Consider the following 15,308-nt stretch of genomic DNA (forward strand, 5'->3'; position numbering starts at 1 on the left):
CAAGAGATGGCTGAAGTCCCTTCTCACGCCCGCGTCGTTATCATTGGCGGCGGCGTCATTGGCTGTTCCGTGGCCTACCACCTTACCAAACTCGGTTGGAAGGATGTGGTCTTGCTGGAACGTAAACAGCTGACCTCTGGCACCACTTGGCACGCCGCTGGCCTTATCGCGCAACTACGCGCGACGGCGAACATGACCAAGCTCGCGAAGTATTCACAGGAACTCTACGGCAATCTTGAAGAGGAAACCGGGGTCGCAACCGGGTTCAAACGGGTAGGTTCCATCACCGTTGCGCTGACCGAAGAGCGCCGGGAAGAGATCTACCGACAGGCTGCCATGGCCCGCGCTTTCGGGGTGGACGTCGAAGAAATCAGCCCACAGGAGGTGCTGGCGAAATACCCACATCTTAACATCGAGGGCGTCACCGGCGCGGTTTACCTCGACAAGGACGGGCAGGGCGATCCGGCCAACATCGCGCTGGCATTGGCCAAGGGCGCTCGTCAGCGCGGTGGCAAGGTCATTGAACGAACCAAGGCGACCGGTGTGACACGCGAGGGGCGTCGCATCACCGGGGTGGACTGGGAACAGGGGTCCGAGACCGGCCACATCGCATGTGAGATGGTCGTGAACTGCGGTGGGATGTGGGGTCATGAGGTCGGCCGGATGCTGGGTGTCAACGTACCGCTTCAAGCCTGCGAGCATTTCTACATCGTCTCTGAACCCATCGAAGGTCTCAGCCAACTCCCTGTTTTGCGCGTCCCGGACGAATGCGCCTATTACAAGGAAGACGCGGGCAAGATGATGCTGGGCGCCTTTGAGCCGCACGCAAAGCCATGGGCGCTGAACGGCATTCCGGAAGACTTCGAATTCGATCAACTGCCAGAGGATTTCGACCATTTCGAGCCGATCCTTGAAAACGCCGTGAACCGGATGCCCATGCTGGGGGAGGCCGGTATCCACACCTTCTTTAACGGCCCTGAGTCCTTTACCCCTGATGACGCCTACCACCTTGGCCTGGCACCTGAGATGGACAATGTCTGGGTCGCCGCTGGCTTCAACTCTATCGGCATCCAGTCAGCGGGTGGTGCGGGCATGGCGCTGGCACAATGGATGGAGGATGGGCAAAAACCTTTCGATCTGGGCGATGTGGACATTGCCCGCATGCAGCCCTTCCAAGGCAACAAGACCTATCTTGCGGAACGCTCCAAGGAAACGCTGGGCCTGCTTTATGCAGATCATTTCCCTTACCGCCAGAAAGCGACAGCGCGGGGTGTGCGTCGCACGCCGTTCCACCAGCACCTGCTGGATCGGGGCGCGGTCATGGGAGAACTGGCAGGCTGGGAGCGCGCCAACTGGTTTGCAGATGACGGACAGAAGCCGGAGTACGCATACAGTTGGAAAAGGCAAAACTTTTTCGACAACGTCGCCGCCGAACACATGGCGGTGCGTGAAAATGTCGGCATGTACGACATGTCCTCCTTCGGCAAGATCCGCGTCGAAGGCAGGGATGCGACTGCGTTTCTCAACCATATCGGCGGCGGGCAATATGACGTGCCTGTTGGCAAGATCGTATACACCCAATTTCTGAATCCTCGTGGCGGGATCGAGGCGGATGTGACCGTCACCCGCGTGTCCGAAACAGCCTATCTGGTTGTCACCCCCGCCGCGACGCGGCTCGCGGATGAGACTTGGATGCGTCGCCATCAGGGCGATTTTAATGTGGTCATCACCGATGTGACCGCGGGTGAGGGCGTGCTTGCCGTCATGGGCCCGCGCGCGCGGGAATTAATGCAAGCGGTGTCGCCCAATGATTTTTCAAATGCTGCGAATCCCTTTGGCACCGCGCAAGAGATCGAGATTGGCATGGGTCTCGCTCGTGTACACAGGGTGACCTATGTCGGCGAACTGGGTTGGGAGATTTACATCAGCACCGATCAGGCGGGCCATGTGTTCGAAACATTGGCCGAGGCTGGACAGGACTTTGGCCTTAAGCTGTGTGGCATGCACATGATGGACACTTGTCGGATCGAAAAGGGCTTTCGACACTTTGGTCACGACATCACGCCTGAGGATCACGTGCTTGAAGCGGGGCTTGGCTTTGCCGTGAAAACCGACAAGATGGACTTCATCGGACGTGACGCGGTGTTGCGCAAGAAGGACGAAGGATTGTCCACTCGCATGGTCCAGTTCCGCCTGACCGACCCCGAACCGCTGCTGTATCATAATGAGCCAGTGCTGCGGGACGGTGAAATCGTCGGCTACCTGTCCTCTGGTGCATATGGTCACGCGCTGGGCGGTGCCATTGGAATGGGCTACGTGCCGTGCAAGGGGGAAAACGCAGCAGACCTGCTTGCCTCCGCGTACGAGATTGATGTGGCGGGTACGAGGGTGCCGGCCAAGGCGTCAATCACGCCGATGTATGATCCCAAGGCCGAGCGGGCGAAAGTGTAACGGGTACAAAGTAAGTCTTTTCAGGGGGCTGTAGTTTGCCATACCCCTAGGGCGAACGGAGAACCCCATGCGCAGCCCCGATACCAGGACATCCCCAAAAACCAACGAAGACACCCTTCAGGGCTTGTTCTTTGCGTTGATGGCCTACGGGCTGTGGGGCTTCCTGCCGATCTATATGAAGATCATGTCTCATATCCCGGTGGTCGAAGTTCTGGTGCATCGGGTCCTGTGGTCTGTACCCATTGCGGCTGCGGTGCTGATCGTGTTGCGCCGCACGTCGGCCCTGAACGAAGCGCTGCGCAATCCGCGGATGTTGGTCATGGGCTGTGTCACGGCGGTGCTGATCTCGGTCAACTGGGGTGTGTACATCTGGGCGATCGTGACCGGACAAGCGCTGGACGCCGCGCTGGGCTATTACATCAACCCTCTGTTCAGTATTTTTCTGGCCGCCGTGATCCTTGGTGAACGTCTGACGCGGGCGCAACTGGTCGCTATCGCGCTGGCAGCAACTGCGGTTGTGGTGCTGACTGTCGAGGCGGGGCGCATTCCTTGGGTGTCGCTTGTATTGACTGTGTCATGGGGGTTTTACGCGCTCGCCAAAAAGAGCCTGCCGATTGGGCCAAATCAGGGCTTCCTGCTTGAGGTGCTGATCCTGTCTGTCCCGGCCTTAGGCTATCTGGCCTATCTCACGGCTGCCGGAGAGTCGCATTTCTCACTCAGCTTTGACCGCGATACATGGCTGCTGATGGGGTGTGGTGTGGTGACTGCGGTACCGCTGATGTTCTATGCCAACGGGGCCAAGCTGCTGCGGCTGTCGACGATCGGCATTCTGCAATACATCGCACCAACATTGATCTTTCTGGTCGCGGTCTTTGTCTTTGGCGAAACCTTCGGTCGGGCGCGGATGATCGCCTTCCCGATGATCTGGGCTGCATTGGTGGTCTACTCTTGGTCAATGCTGCGGCAGATACGCAGTGCGCGTGTGGCTTAAGACAACGCCTCGCGGAATTTGAGAAAGCGGGGGTCCGTCGCCACACGCTTGTTCATCGCTTCGCGCAGCGCTCCGATGGTCTTGTGCGGGCGCATCACCACCTCGAAATCCTGCATGAGGCCCTCTTCGTTCAGGGTGATCAGATCGACACCGACACAGTCCAGGCCTTCTATGGTGCATTGAAACTCCAATGCCCAGTCCTGGCCCTCTCCCATGACCCGGCGATAGACAAAGTTCTCAAACACCTCGTTCACGTGACCCAGAACGGCTGACACCGCGTCGCGCCCGTTCCAAGTTGCCCAATAGGTCGGCGGCTTGAAACGCACGTCTTCTGCCATCAGCGCTGGCACGCCATCGTGGTCTTTTGCAAGGACAAGGTCGTGGAACTTCTGGATTGTCGGGTGCATGTGGGCCTCCTCTGTAAGGCCAAGACTGGCACGGGATGGGTTGAAAACCTATCCGCGATCTGTGACGAGGGCGGCAATGGACGTAACGTATTCCCCTCCAACTGACCCCTTGGTCGTGCTGCACGAAGATGCCGAGGTGCTGCTGGTCGACAAACCCAGCGGTCTGCTCAGCGTGCCGGGCAAAGGCGAGCATCTGGCCGATTGCCTGATTTCCCGCGTGCAGGCCGCATTCCCTCAAGCGCTGCTGGTGCACCGGCTGGATCGCGACACATCCGGCGTGATGATCTTTGCCATGACACGCTACGCGCAGCGCCATCTGGGCCTGCAATTCGAAAAACGCATGACGCGGAAGACCTACGTCGCCCGCGTCTGGGGGGTGCCTGAGCAGAAGTCAGGGCTGATTGACCTGCCGCTGATCGTGGATTGGCCCAACCGTCCACTGCAAAAGGTTTGCCATGAAACGGGCAAGCCCGCGCAAACGGAATGGAAGGTCATCAAGTCAGACGATCATACCGCGCGTATGCGCCTGAGCCCCAAAACAGGCCGCAGCCATCAGTTGCGTGTGCATATGCTTGCACTCGGTCATCCGATCTTGGGTGACCCGTTCTATGCCACGGGTCCCGCACGCGATTACCCCCGGCTGATGCTGCACTCAGAGGAGTTGCGTTTCAAACATCCGCAAGGCGGCATATCCATGAAGGTGCGGGCCAAGGCCCCGTTCTGACAGTGCTCAAAGCTTCTTGTAGCAGGACCCGTTTGTGCCAACCTCGACCACCTTGCGAGAGCTTTGCATGCGCTCTGTGTTCAAGCCGATGATAATCGCGCCGGGTTTGGCGCTGTCCATCAGCAACTCTTCAAAGGCGGTTTGCATGTCATCGTCTGAAAAGGGCCGGTAAAAGAACAGCAGGTCAAACCCCGAATAGTCGAACTTCATCGCATCATCGACAAAGGCATCCTCACCCAGTCCATATATGCGCTGTGCCGTTTCGATGTACTCCGGCACGATGTCAAAGCCGACAGCTTTGACAATCGGGATCAGTTTCTGAGTGCGAAAAAGGCTGAGGTTGCGGCCAATCCCACAGCCGATCTCGACCAGCGTCAGCGGGCGGATGGGCTGGCGCGAATGGCGAAAATCTGGATCGTCCGGCAGGACAACGGAAAGATCCAGAAGGATGTCTGCCAGCCCGTCAAGAACATAGGGGATGTACTGAAACTGGCCTTCGGCGCTTTCGACTTCGGGGACGGCCCATGTATCCGGTGCTTCCAGCGCTGCTTTGAATATCTCGCACTTTCGCATCATCTCAAGGTATCGGGTTTCGATGCTCTTGAGGTCCTCGATGAATTGTTCGGTCTCATATGATCGCACGCCTCATCCCCTTTGATCCGGCCACCCCGACAGCATTCACCCTGAAGCCGTTTGTGTAAATGACTTGATATCTGTGGCTCGCGTCTGATCAGCACCGATCAAAGGGTCAGAATAAAAAAAGGCCGCCCGATCAGGCGGCCTGTCCCTTGATTCTTCAGATGGCCTTAGCCTGCGGCCCAACCGGATACGGCTTTGACTTCAAGGAACTCCTCAAGCCCGAACGCCCCGCCTTCACGGCCATTGCCGGACTGCTTGTACCCACCAAAGGGGGAGCCTTGGGCAAAGCCCACGCCATTCGTTTCCACCATGCCCGACCGCAGACGGCGCGCCACGCGGCGGCGCTTCTCGTCATCTTCGGTCTGAACGTAGTTGGTCAGGCCGTAAGGCGTGTCATTTGCGATCTGCACCGCTTCTTCTTCGGTCTCGAACGGGATGATCGACAGAACGGGGCCAAAGATTTCTTCCTGCGCGATGGTCATGTCGTTTGTCACGTCCGCAAAGACCGTCGGTTTGACGTAATAGCCACGATTCAGCCCATCGGGGCGGCCCAGACCACCGGCAACCAGCCGCGCCTCGGACATTCCTTTCTCGATCAGGCCCTGGATCTTGTTGTACTGCGCTTCGGACACAACCGGACCGATGTGCTTGCCTTCTTCGGACGCCGGGCCGACATGGGTGTTGTTGGCGACATCTGCCGCCATTTCGACCGCTTCGTCATAGCGCGACTTGTGCACCAGCATCCGGGTCGGTGCGTTGCACGACTGGCCGGAGTTGCGGAAACAGCGGATCGCACCCGCCTTGGCTGCCTTGGGGTGAGCGTCTTCAAAGATGATGTTCGCACCCTTACCGCCCAACTCAAGACTGACGCGCTTGAGGGTGTCTGCTGCGGCCTTGGAAATCGCGATGCCCGCACGGGTGGAGCCGGTAAAGCTGACCATATCCACATCAGGGTGGCAGGACAGTTGCGAGCCGACGCCCGCGCCATCGCCGTTGACCATATTGAACACACCGGGGGGGAAGCCCGCCTCATCCATGAACTCCGCAAACAGCAGGCCGGACAGCGGTGCAATCTCGGACGGCTTCAGCACGACCGTACAGCCGGTTGCCACTGCCGGGATCGCCTTGAGGATGATCTGGTTCATCGGCCAGTTCCAGGGCGTGATCAATGCGCAAACCCCGATAGGCTCCAGCAGCGTCTTCTCGGTTGCGGTAAAGTCTTTCTCGAACTCGAAGGTCTCGAAAGCCTTGAGGAAACCACCAATATGCCAGCTGCCTGCGCCAACCTGTTGCTGGCGGCTCAGGTCAATCGGCGCGCCCATTTCCATCGACATGGCCTGCGCCATCTCTTCCTGGCGGCGATCATAGATCTCGGCGAGTTTCTTGATCAGCGCCACGCGCTCTTCGCGCGGGGTCTGCGACCAGCCGTCGAAAGCCGCACGTGCGGCGGCGACAGCCGCATCCGTATCCGCCTGATCGCCAAGGGATATCACGGCGCATTGCTCTTCGGTGGAAGGGTCGATTACGGGGAAATCATTGGCCTTGGCGGGGGCGACCCACTTGCCATTGATATAGAACTCACGCTTTTCCAACATCGGTAACTCCTTATTATTGGTGGGGCGCGCCACGCGGGGCCGCCCAAATTCGCGCCACTGTGTCACCGCGCTTGCACCACTGCAAGGGGTGGTGTGCTGGGCGGGAATGACTACATACTAAGATAGAATATAAATCTGACCCCGGAGGATACCATGGGCTTGCGCATCAACGACACGATCCCTGATTTGACCGTCGAAACCGACCAAGGCACCATGTCCCTGCATGATTTCGTAGGCGACAGCTGGGCCATCCTGTTCTCTCACCCAAAGGATTTCACACCTGTCTGCACCACGGAATTCGGCGCTGTCGCACAGCTTGCCGATGAATGGGACAAACGTGGCACCAAGGTGATCGGCGTCAGCGTCGATGGCGTTGAGGACCACAAGAAGTGGAAAGGCGATATTGAAACGGTAGCAGGCACCAAGGCCGGTTTCCCGATCATCGCGGATGAGGGCCTCGAAGTGTCCAAGGCATTCGACATGCTGCCTGCCGAAGCCTATCTGCCCGACGGTCGCACGCCAGCCGATTCTGCGACGGTGCGGTCTGTCTTCATCATCGGGCCGGACAAGAAACTGAAGCTCTCGATGACCTATCCCATGACCGTCGGACGCAACTTTGCCGAAGTGTTGCGCGCGCTGGATGGGCTGCAGACCTCAACGGGAAAAGGCGTTGCAACACCCGCCAACTGGAATGTGGGCGATGATGTGATCATCCCGACAGCCGTGTCCGACGAAGACGCGAAAACCAAGTTTGGCGATTTCAAAACCGTGCTGCCCTACCTGCGGATGACCAGCGATCCCAGCTAAAACAGGCCAAAGACTTTTTTGCGGGGCGTCATGGTATCCAGATATTTCTGGTAATCGTGTCGCCCCGTGATCGTTCCATCAGCGACCGCGCAGAACAGTTCAACCGAACTACGCTTGCGAGACTGGAACAGATGGAAGAATTCCATCTCTCCATAAAACGTTCCAACACCGAACACACCTTGATCTGCCAACGGCCATTTCGGCTGAATAGCAAACCGTGGCGGAATCAGGGACACTGGCACGTCGCGCTCTTGCGCGATGTCGGTCAGGACTTGTGCGACGTCCTGATCATCGGTCCGCTCAAGTCCCGGTTCCCCAAAATCAGCATACATCGTCGATGGCAGTGCCATGAACATCGGGCCCGCATAAACGCGATTGGGATCCTTGTGGTTTGCCACCTGCGACAAGCCCACCAACGCCCCGTCTTTCGCGCTTGAGACCATCCGGTCAAACGCGTCCCGCGACAATGGGAAAGCATCGATATCGGCGATCACCACGACGTCATGCTCTGGCGGGCCTGCCAGTACCTGCGCCATCCAGCCTGCATGTGTCTGAGCGTTGTCCAAAAACTGGTTCAGCGGGATATCGAAGTGCTTGAACACCCGCGCCTGCGCGGCAACCAATTCGGGTGGGATGTTGTCGCGATAATAGCTGTGCACGACAGGGATGCTCATGTCAGTGCCCTTTTCGCACGCCGTTTGAGAGTGTTGGCGCGTCGGTTCTCTGCGATCACGCGCGCGGCCCGTTTCAGCGGATAGGATGGGCTGCGGCTGTCTCCGCCGCGCTTGTTTCCGATCCCTGAGACAATTTCGCTTTCTGCGTCGGTCGTGGAAAAGCAGGGCGGATAAAGTGCGACACCGCCATCGTTTTGCTGCATCAGGCGACGCAGGTGAATATCGACCGGACATGTGATGGGGTAGGCAGAGCGCACAAATCTTTCAGCGCCTCCGCGGGACCAAAGCAGCGCGGTCGTGCGCATCGGGAAGTAATGTGCGCGGTGCAACATCGTCATTTGCGACCCGGCATATATCTCGTAAAGCGGAGTTGCGATCTTCAGCTTGCCTGCGGCAAGGTGGGCCACATCCCATGCGGTCCGGTCGTCCTGTGCATCCGCCAGAAGCGCTCGCGATATCGCAAACGCACCGGGCAGGGGTTTCATGTCATCTTCCAGCACCAGCGCAAATCGAGCAGTTGAAGCGAGAAATCGCTTCGCCACCTCTACGTGGCTTATATAACAACCGACTTCTCCGCCCGTCAGATCGCGCCCCATCAACGCGCGTGCCGCCTCGGCGCTATATTCAGGGACTTCACGAAGGTCCTTGTACCTTCCATCGAACGCCGAGTGACGGACAAAGGCGACCCCCTCTGACCGCATAGCTTCTGTAGCCGCATCAAGACGTGCGTCAGAACCATCAAGATTGATGAGGAAGATCGGCAGGTCAGTCATCGCGCCCGATCCTAGCGGATCGTTCTGACCGGCGCTAGCAGATGCTGTCACCCAGCGGTGAAGAAATGGCTGCATGCTGTTGGGGAATTCGCCATCGCGTGGCTAGTTGTTTTCCTATTTCCCACAGGTGAAATTTTCGTCGCAACCATGTTCAATCAGGCAGACACCATACTCCCCGATGCGGCGCATCGGGGAGCACCACATTGGATCTGAAGGCTTAATGAAGGACGACGCGCGTCCCACTGGGCACCCGCTCATACAGGTCAATCGCGTGGGCGTTGATCATCCGAACACAGCCATTTGACCGGCGCGTGCCCATCGTATGCGGCTGGGGCGTACCATGGATGCGCAAAAGGGTGTCACGGTCCCCGTCGTAGAGATACAGTGCGCGCGCCCCCAGCGGATTGTTGGGGCCGCCGTCCATGCCGTCGGCGTATTGCAGATACTTCTCGGGTTCCCGTTCGATCATCGCCTTGGTTGGCGTCCAACGCGGCCATTCAGCCTTGCGACCAATGGTGAACGCGCCACTCTCGTAGAGTCCTTCGCGACCAATACCCACGGGATAGCGTACAGCCTTGCGCCCCGGCATCGTCCAGTAAAGCGCGAACTGCCCGGGGTCGACGTGGATTTCGCCCGGTTCGAACTCCGCCTTGATCCGGACGATACGCGCCTGATGTTCGGGCGGTATCTGGTAGGCTTGGGTGGCGGCGACGGCCTGTCCGCCGAAAAGAGTTGCGGCACCCGTGGCCAGAAAATTGCGTCTGCTCAAAGGCATTTCTCATCGTCCTCTTTCTTTGTTCGGTTAAATAACGCCGAGACTTCGGAAAAAGTTGCATTTCGAGCCGCTCTGTCAAGCCTGCAAGACAAAAGCCCCGGCGTTTCCACCGGGGCTTTTGCGATTGTTCAAAGAAGGTGCGGATCAGTCCTCCGCTTTCTCTTCTTTCTTGATCTCTTCGCCGGTCTCCTGATCGACAACTTTCATCGACAGGCGCACCTTGCCGCGATCGTCAAAGCCCAGAAGCTTGACCTTCACTTCCTGGCCTTCCTTCAGAACGTCCGAAGGATGGTTCAGGCGGCGGTTCTCGATCTGGGACACGTGGACCAGACCGTCGCGCTTGCCAAAGAAGTTCACGAAGGCACCGAAGTCCACGATCTTGACGACCGTACCTGTGTAGATCGCGCCTTCTTCGGGCTCGGCCACGATGGCGTGGATCATGTCGTAGGCTTTCTTGATGCTGTCGCCGTTTGGCGATGCGATCTTGATGATGCCTTCGTCGTTGATGTCGACCTTCGCGCCGGACACTTCAACGATTTCACGGATGACCTTGCCGCCGGATCCGATAACTTCACGGATCTTGTCCGTAGGCACCTGCATGGTTTCAATGCGTGGCGCATGGACAGAGAAGTCGGCCGCACCGGTGATCGCCTTGTTCATCTCACCCAGGATGTGCATCCGGCCGTCCTTGGCCTGAGCCAGGGCTTTCTCCATGATCTCGGGCGTGATGCCCGCGACCTTGATGTCCATCTGCAAGGATGTGATGCCGTCCTTGGTGCCGGCAACCTTGAAGTCCATGTCGCCAAGGTGGTCTTCGTCACCTAGAATGTCGGACAGGATCGCGTAAGACCCGTCATCCTCAAGGATCAGACCCATCGCCACACCGGCCACGGCTGTCTTGAGCGGCACGCCCGCGTCCATCATGGACAGCGAGCCACCGCAGACGGAGGCCATGGAGGACGAGCCGTTGGATTCCGTGATCTCGGACACCACGCGAATGGTATAGGGGAAGTCCGTTGCCGCAGGCAGAACCGCCTGAAGCGCACGCCATGCCAGCTTGCCGTGACCCACTTCGCGGCGGCCGGGAGGGCCCACGCGGCCCACTTCACCAACCGAATAGGGTGGGAAGTTGTAGTGCAGCAGGAAGTTGGACTTGAAGTTGCCGTGCAGCGCGTCGATGAACTGCTCATCGTCGCCGGTGCCCAGAGTGGTCACAACCAGACCCTGCGTCTCACCACGGGTGAAGAGCGCCGAACCATGCGTCCGCGGCAGAATGCCTGTCTCACAGACGATATCGCGGATCTCATCGGTTTTACGACCGTCGATACGCTTGCCGGTTTTCACCACATCGCCGCGCAGGATTGACGCTTCCAGCTTCTTCATCGCGGAGCCAAGGTTCGCGTCCTCAAGCTGCTCATCAGAGAGTTGGCCTTTGATCGTCTCGCGGGCGGCCGAAACCGCTGCCGTGCGCTCTTGCTTGTCCATAATCGCGAAAGCGGCGCGCATCTCTTTCTCGCCTGCCTTTTTCACGGCCTCATAGAGGTCGGAATAATCGACCGGCTGGAAATCGAACGGCTCTTTCGCGGCATCTTCGGCCAGATCAATGATCAGGTCGATGACGGGCTGGATGTTTTCGTGCGCGAACTTTACCGCGCCCAGCATTTCCTCTTCGCTCAGCTCGTAGGCTTCGGATTCAACCATCATCACGGCGTCTTTGGTGCCGGCAACAACCAGGTCCAGACGCTGTTCCGGGTTCAGACGCAGATCCTGCATGTCATCCACGGTTGGGTTCAGGATGTATTCGCCATCCTCGAAACCAACACGGCAACCGGCAATCGGACCCATGAAGGGCGCGCCGGAAATGGTCAGCGCGGCAGAAGCCGCGATCATCGCAACCATGTCTGGGTCGTTGACCAGATCGTGGGACAGCACGGTACACATCACCAGAACTTCGTTTTTGAAGCCCGGTACGAACAGCGGGCGGATCGGACGGTCGATCAGACGCGCGGTAAGCGTTTCTTTTTCGGTCGGACGCGCCTCGCGCTTAAAGAAACCGCCGGGCACTTTACCCGCGGCGTAATACTTTTCCTGGTAGTGGACGGTCAGTGGAAAGAAGTCCTGACCTGGCTTTTGCTGACGTGCAAAAGTGACGTTCGCCATGACGCTGGTTTCGCCCAGCGTTGCAATCACGGACCCATCCGCCTGACGGGCCACTTTACCGGTTTCCAGTGTGAGCGTTTCCTCACCCCACTGCATCTCTTTTTTCGTTACGTTAAACATCTACGTTTCCTGTTTCGGTCCACGTTGGACCATTTGCATAGGGGCCGAATTGCCCCTGACCGCGGTATCTTCATATGAGAGGCGCTGCGGTCCGGGCGCCGGCTTTCAGATGGGCCGCGTGTACAGGAGTTTTCGGCCCGTGGAAAGGGCGACAAATCGCCGGTCACAGCGCGTTAACCAATCAGTAATAACTGCACGCGACGGTTGTGATATCTTTGCGATAGAATCGACATGGGGAGGATGACGATATGACCACACATGACCTGAAAGCCAAGGCTGCCCACCTAGAACAGATGTTCGAAAATACCCAGCCCGAGGACCGGCTGAAACTGCGCCCGGAGGTCCAGCGCGTGATCCAGACGCTTGCGGCGCACCATCAGCCAATCCCTCTGCGACTTCGCCAGATTGAGCGCAAGCTGGAAGAGGAAGCCTTTGACGACATGTTCGAGAACATGCCTGTCTAGCCAGACCTTAGGTATCAAAGTGGCGGCGTGATGCCGAACACGAGGGCTCCCGGATAAATCCGCCGCTTCTTTACGCCGATAGGCTTGGGAAATAATCCTCGCACCCGCCTTCGCGGTAGACGTCCGCCGTGCAGCAATGCAGCCCGCCCCCAAAGGCATAGGCGTCCCGCAGCTCGACCTCGACGACCTCCATGCCCAGCTTGTCCATCTGCTCGGCCTGATAGACCTCGGACTTCTCCACGCAGACGGTCTTGGGGTCCAGAACCAGTACGTTCATTGAAAGCCACGTTGACGAATAACACAGCGGTGGCGGGGTGTTGTGGGCAGGCTGTGCGGCATCAACGATCTCCCAATCGTTTGCCTCGAACATACCGCGCTGATCCTCCGGCAACCTGCGCTGCGGGTTGTTCAGGATCAGACCAGGCCGCAACGGCGTAAAGGTGGCGTCGATATGAATGGGGTAGGGATCGCCGGGAAAGTTGACCGTATGGACCCGGTGATCGGGGAAATGACGGCGCAGCCATTCGATCCCTTTCAGGTTCGTGGTGAACCCGTGCTGCACCACCAGATCACGGCCAAACCGCAGCACATCCGCCGCATCGAACAACGGCTCTTCCTCGGTGGTGACAAAGAATTTCTCTGCTGCCCACTGCAGCCTCTTTTCCACGCCGATCTTATCGCTCAGGTAGTCAGGATGGTAATCCGCATCGGTCAGGCGCGGCTTTGGGGCGCTCTCATGGCGGAAATTCGGATCCTCATCGAAATACTTCTGCATGAGGGGACGGTAATTCAGATATTCAAACCAACGGCAGCGATAGGACATCGTCGCCTCAAGCATTTCCGACCCGACTGTCAGCAGCACATCACGCGGCGGCATGCATCCGAACTGGCTGTCGGTGTTAAAATCCGGTGTCGTTACAGGCAGGGCATGATCAATCGGCGTGGGCCGATCCACCCGCACGCCGCGCTTCTCCAGAAGGACTGCGAAATTGTCCAGCAGTTCATTCGCGCGATCAATCGTTTCCTGAGGACGGCGGCCCCACTGGCCGCGCATGTCACTGTCCTCGGGCACCTTCGCATCCAGCGCAGGTTCTTCGGGTGGGATATGACAATCATCTGCCCGCCCCACGATCACGTGCTTCAGCGGATCCCATTCGTTCCAGCTGTTCACCACTGTCTTTTGCATCTCGCCCTCCCGAAACCTGAATTTTGCAAGCCCTAAGACCAAAGATGAACCTGTGCAAGCGTGGTCCATCGTGCCAGTTTGTTCGCAAAGGGAGGATGCCATGGAACTCTATGAACTCACCGCGACGGAGACGGTAGACAAGATTAAAGCCGGAGAGATTACCGCACTCGCCGCTTGCGAGGCTGTGCTGGCCCGGATGGATGCCGTGAACCCGGCAATCAATGCCGTGGTCGCCCGCAACGACGCGGAAGCGTTGGAGGCCGCAGACGCCGTCGACGCCGCGCGCGCAAAAGGCGAAACGCTTGGCCCAATGGCAGGCGTACCTGTCACCATCAAGGAGAACGTCGATCAGAAGGGGTTCGCCACCACCAACGGCATACGCCTGCAAAAAGACCTAATCGCCAATTCCGACAATCCGGTCGTGGCCAGCCTGCGCCGGGCCGGGGCGGTCATCGTGGGACGGACCAACACACCTGCGTTTTCCCTGCGCTGGTTCACGCGCAATTCGCTGCATGGCCATACCAAAAATCCCCATAATCCGGCGATCACGCCGGGCGGCTCTTCAGGCGGCGCGGCATCTGCCACGGCAGCGGGGATCGGCGCGATGGGCCACGGCACCGATATCGGCGGATCGATCCGCTATCCCGCCTATGCCTGCGGATTGCAGGGCATTCGCCCCACGCTGGGCCGTGTCGCCGCCCGCAACGCAAGCGCCCCGGACCGGCACATCGGCGCGCAATTGATGGCCGTTTCCGGGCCGCACGCCCGCTCTGTTGCTGATCTTCGCCTGACGCTTGCCGCGATGGCGGAACCTGATCTGGAAGACCCGTGGCATATGCCCGTCCCGATGAGTGGTCCCGAATATCCGCGCCGCGCTGCCCTGTGCATATCGCCCGAAGGGTTGGATACCCATCCTTTGGTGGAACAGGCGCTGCGTGATGCCGCCACCCGGCTTGCCGATGCCGGTTGGGAGGTTGTCGAGACGGATTGCCCGCCGTTCCGTGAACCCGCCCGCCTGCAAGCCCAGCTTTGGCTGGCCGAGATGGAGCGCGGTGCCAAGGCTGCCTTTGCCAAGGAAGGGGATGCAGACGCGCTTTATGTACTGGCCGAGATGCAAAAGCTTACCCCCGTTCCCGACCGCGACGAGGTGATGGATGCTTTGCAATCGAGGGCTGGCTTTCTGCGCGACTGGCAGATGTTCCTTGCGCAGTATCCTGTGCTGATCTGCCCTGTCTCGGCTGAGCCGCCCTTCAGCGATTTGCTGGACCTTGAGGATTTTCCGCGCGTGATCGAAGCGCAGCTGACACAGGTGGGCTTGCCCCTGATGGGGCTGCCGGGCCTGTCTGTCTTCACCGGGTTCGGCACCAGTGATGACGGGCGCGTCCCACTTGGCGCGCAACTGATCGCAGGGCGGTACCGCGAGGACATCTTGTTCGACGCCGCCGAGGCGATCGAGGCGCGCAGCCCGAAGATCGGTGTTGTGACACCCAAAGGATGATCCCACACAATGAAAAAGCCGCGTCTGATACAGACGCGGCTTTC

The 15,308-nt window shown here is 58.9% G+C and carries 14 protein-coding genes; 6 read left to right on the forward strand and 8 right to left on the reverse strand.

Annotated features, from left to right (window positions below; translation table 11 throughout):
* The first annotated feature begins 6 nt into the window (after positions 1–6).
* Complete coding sequence (locus tag GV827_RS09925) at positions 7–2,451, forward strand: GcvT family protein (protein ID WP_164353653.1); 2,445 nt, start codon at positions 7–9, stop codon at positions 2,449–2,451.
* Positions 2,452–2,518: 67 nt separating this feature from the next.
* Positions 2,519–3,442: an EamA family transporter RarD gene (gene rarD, locus GV827_RS09930; protein WP_164353654.1), complete on the forward strand. Its 924-nt coding sequence runs from the start codon at positions 2,519–2,521 to the stop codon at positions 3,440–3,442.
* On the opposite strand, the gene GV827_RS09935 is transcribed toward rarD, so the two are convergent.
* A complete protein-coding gene (locus GV827_RS09935) occupies positions 3,439–3,849 on the reverse strand; it encodes a nuclear transport factor 2 family protein (protein WP_164353655.1) in 411 nt (136 codons plus the stop codon). The two genes, rarD and GV827_RS09935, sit on opposite strands and share 4 nt — an antisense overlap.
* A 76-nt stretch (positions 3,850–3,925) precedes the next feature.
* On the opposite strand from GV827_RS09935, the gene GV827_RS09940 reads away from it, so the two are divergent.
* Positions 3,926–4,573, forward strand: coding sequence for an RluA family pseudouridine synthase (locus tag GV827_RS09940; protein ID WP_164353656.1), 648 nt, complete (start codon positions 3,926–3,928; stop codon positions 4,571–4,573).
* Positions 4,574–4,579: 6 nt separating this feature from the next.
* Here the strand turns inward: GV827_RS09940 and GV827_RS09945 are convergent, their stop codons facing one another.
* Positions 4,580–5,215, reverse strand: a complete 636-nt coding sequence (locus tag GV827_RS09945; RefSeq protein WP_164353657.1) for a class I SAM-dependent methyltransferase — start codon at positions 5,213–5,215, stop codon at positions 4,580–4,582.
* A 164-nt stretch (positions 5,216–5,379) separates the two neighbouring features.
* Complete coding sequence (locus GV827_RS09950; RefSeq protein WP_164353658.1) at positions 5,380–6,807, reverse strand: aldehyde dehydrogenase family protein; 1,428 nt, start codon at positions 6,805–6,807, stop codon at positions 5,380–5,382.
* A gap of 153 nt (positions 6,808–6,960) precedes the next feature.
* Between GV827_RS09950 and GV827_RS09955 the strand changes: the two genes are divergently transcribed.
* Positions 6,961–7,614, forward strand: coding sequence for a peroxiredoxin (locus GV827_RS09955; protein WP_164353659.1), 654 nt, complete (start codon positions 6,961–6,963; stop codon positions 7,612–7,614).
* On the opposite strand, the gene GV827_RS09960 is transcribed toward GV827_RS09955, so the two are convergent.
* The 4 genes from GV827_RS09960 to pnp form a co-directional block, all read right to left on the reverse strand.
* A complete protein-coding gene (locus tag GV827_RS09960) occupies positions 7,611–8,288 on the reverse strand; it encodes a hypothetical protein (protein ID WP_164353660.1) in 678 nt (225 codons plus the stop codon). The genes GV827_RS09955 and GV827_RS09960 overlap by 4 nt on opposite strands.
* A complete protein-coding gene (locus tag GV827_RS09965; RefSeq protein WP_204325826.1) occupies positions 8,285–9,136 on the reverse strand; it encodes a glycosyltransferase family 25 protein in 852 nt (283 codons plus the stop codon). Before GV827_RS09965 ends, GV827_RS09960 begins: the two co-directional genes overlap by 4 nt.
* 142 nt (positions 9,137–9,278) lie before the next feature.
* Complete coding sequence (locus GV827_RS09970) at positions 9,279–9,836, reverse strand: L,D-transpeptidase (RefSeq protein WP_164353662.1); 558 nt, start codon at positions 9,834–9,836, stop codon at positions 9,279–9,281.
* Between the two features lie 144 nt (positions 9,837–9,980).
* The gene (pnp, locus tag GV827_RS09975; RefSeq protein ID WP_164353663.1) at positions 9,981–12,116 is read right to left on the reverse strand and encodes a polyribonucleotide nucleotidyltransferase; all 2,136 of its coding nucleotides are present in this window, start codon (positions 12,114–12,116) and stop codon (positions 9,981–9,983) included.
* A gap of 248 nt (positions 12,117–12,364) precedes the next feature.
* Between pnp and GV827_RS09980 the strand changes: the two genes are divergently transcribed.
* Positions 12,365–12,580 (forward strand): hypothetical protein, encoded by a 216-nt coding sequence (locus GV827_RS09980; RefSeq protein WP_164353664.1) that lies wholly within the window; start codon positions 12,365–12,367, stop codon positions 12,578–12,580.
* A 70-nt stretch (positions 12,581–12,650) separates the two neighbouring features.
* Here GV827_RS09980 and GV827_RS09985 read toward each other — a convergent pair whose 3' ends face one another.
* Positions 12,651–13,766, reverse strand: coding sequence for a serine/threonine protein kinase (locus GV827_RS09985; protein WP_164353665.1), 1,116 nt, complete (start codon positions 13,764–13,766; stop codon positions 12,651–12,653).
* Between the two features lie 100 nt (positions 13,767–13,866).
* Between GV827_RS09985 and GV827_RS09990 the strand changes: the two genes are divergently transcribed.
* Positions 13,867–15,264 carry an amidase family protein gene (locus GV827_RS09990; protein WP_164353666.1) on the forward strand — a complete coding sequence of 466 codons (1,398 nt, stop codon included), beginning with the start codon at positions 13,867–13,869 and terminating at the stop codon, positions 15,262–15,264.
* The last annotated feature ends 44 nt before the right edge of the window (positions 15,265–15,308 follow it).

The organism is Sulfitobacter sediminilitoris (assembly GCF_010667575.1).
GTDB lineage: Bacteria > Pseudomonadota > Alphaproteobacteria > Rhodobacterales > Rhodobacteraceae > Sulfitobacter > Sulfitobacter sediminilitoris.

Excerpts from the sequence above, each read along its gene's own strand:
- GV827_RS09925 (WP_164353653.1), top strand. The coding sequence starts at position 7 with ATGGCTGAAGTCCCTTCTCACGCCCGCGTCGTTATCATTGGCGGCGGC.
- rarD (WP_164353654.1), top strand. The coding sequence starts at position 2,519 with ATGCGCAGCCCCGATACCAGGACATCCCCAAAAACCAACGAAGACACC.
- GV827_RS09935 (WP_164353655.1), bottom strand. The coding sequence starts at position 3,849 with ATGCACCCGACAATCCAGAAGTTCCACGACCTTGTCCTTGCAAAAGAC.
- GV827_RS09940 (WP_164353656.1), top strand. The coding sequence starts at position 3,926 with ATGGACGTAACGTATTCCCCTCCAACTGACCCCTTGGTCGTGCTGCAC.
- GV827_RS09950 (WP_164353658.1), bottom strand. The coding sequence starts at position 6,807 with ATGTTGGAAAAGCGTGAGTTCTATATCAATGGCAAGTGGGTCGCCCCC.
- GV827_RS09955 (WP_164353659.1), top strand. The coding sequence starts at position 6,961 with ATGGGCTTGCGCATCAACGACACGATCCCTGATTTGACCGTCGAAACC.
- GV827_RS09960 (WP_164353660.1), bottom strand. The coding sequence starts at position 8,288 with ATGAGCATCCCTGTCGTGCACAGCTATTATCGCGACAACATCCCACCC.
- GV827_RS09965 (WP_204325826.1), bottom strand. The coding sequence starts at position 9,136 with ATGCAGCCATTTCTTCACCGCTGGGTGACAGCATCTGCTAGCGCCGGT.
- GV827_RS09970 (WP_164353662.1), bottom strand. The coding sequence starts at position 9,836 with ATGCCTTTGAGCAGACGCAATTTTCTGGCCACGGGTGCCGCAACTCTT.
- pnp (WP_164353663.1), bottom strand. The coding sequence starts at position 12,116 with ATGTTTAACGTAACGAAAAAAGAGATGCAGTGGGGTGAGGAAACGCTC.
- GV827_RS09980 (WP_164353664.1), top strand. The coding sequence starts at position 12,365 with ATGACCACACATGACCTGAAAGCCAAGGCTGCCCACCTAGAACAGATG.
- GV827_RS09985 (WP_164353665.1), bottom strand. The coding sequence starts at position 13,766 with ATGCAAAAGACAGTGGTGAACAGCTGGAACGAATGGGATCCGCTGAAG.
- GV827_RS09990 (WP_164353666.1), top strand. The coding sequence starts at position 13,867 with ATGGAACTCTATGAACTCACCGCGACGGAGACGGTAGACAAGATTAAA.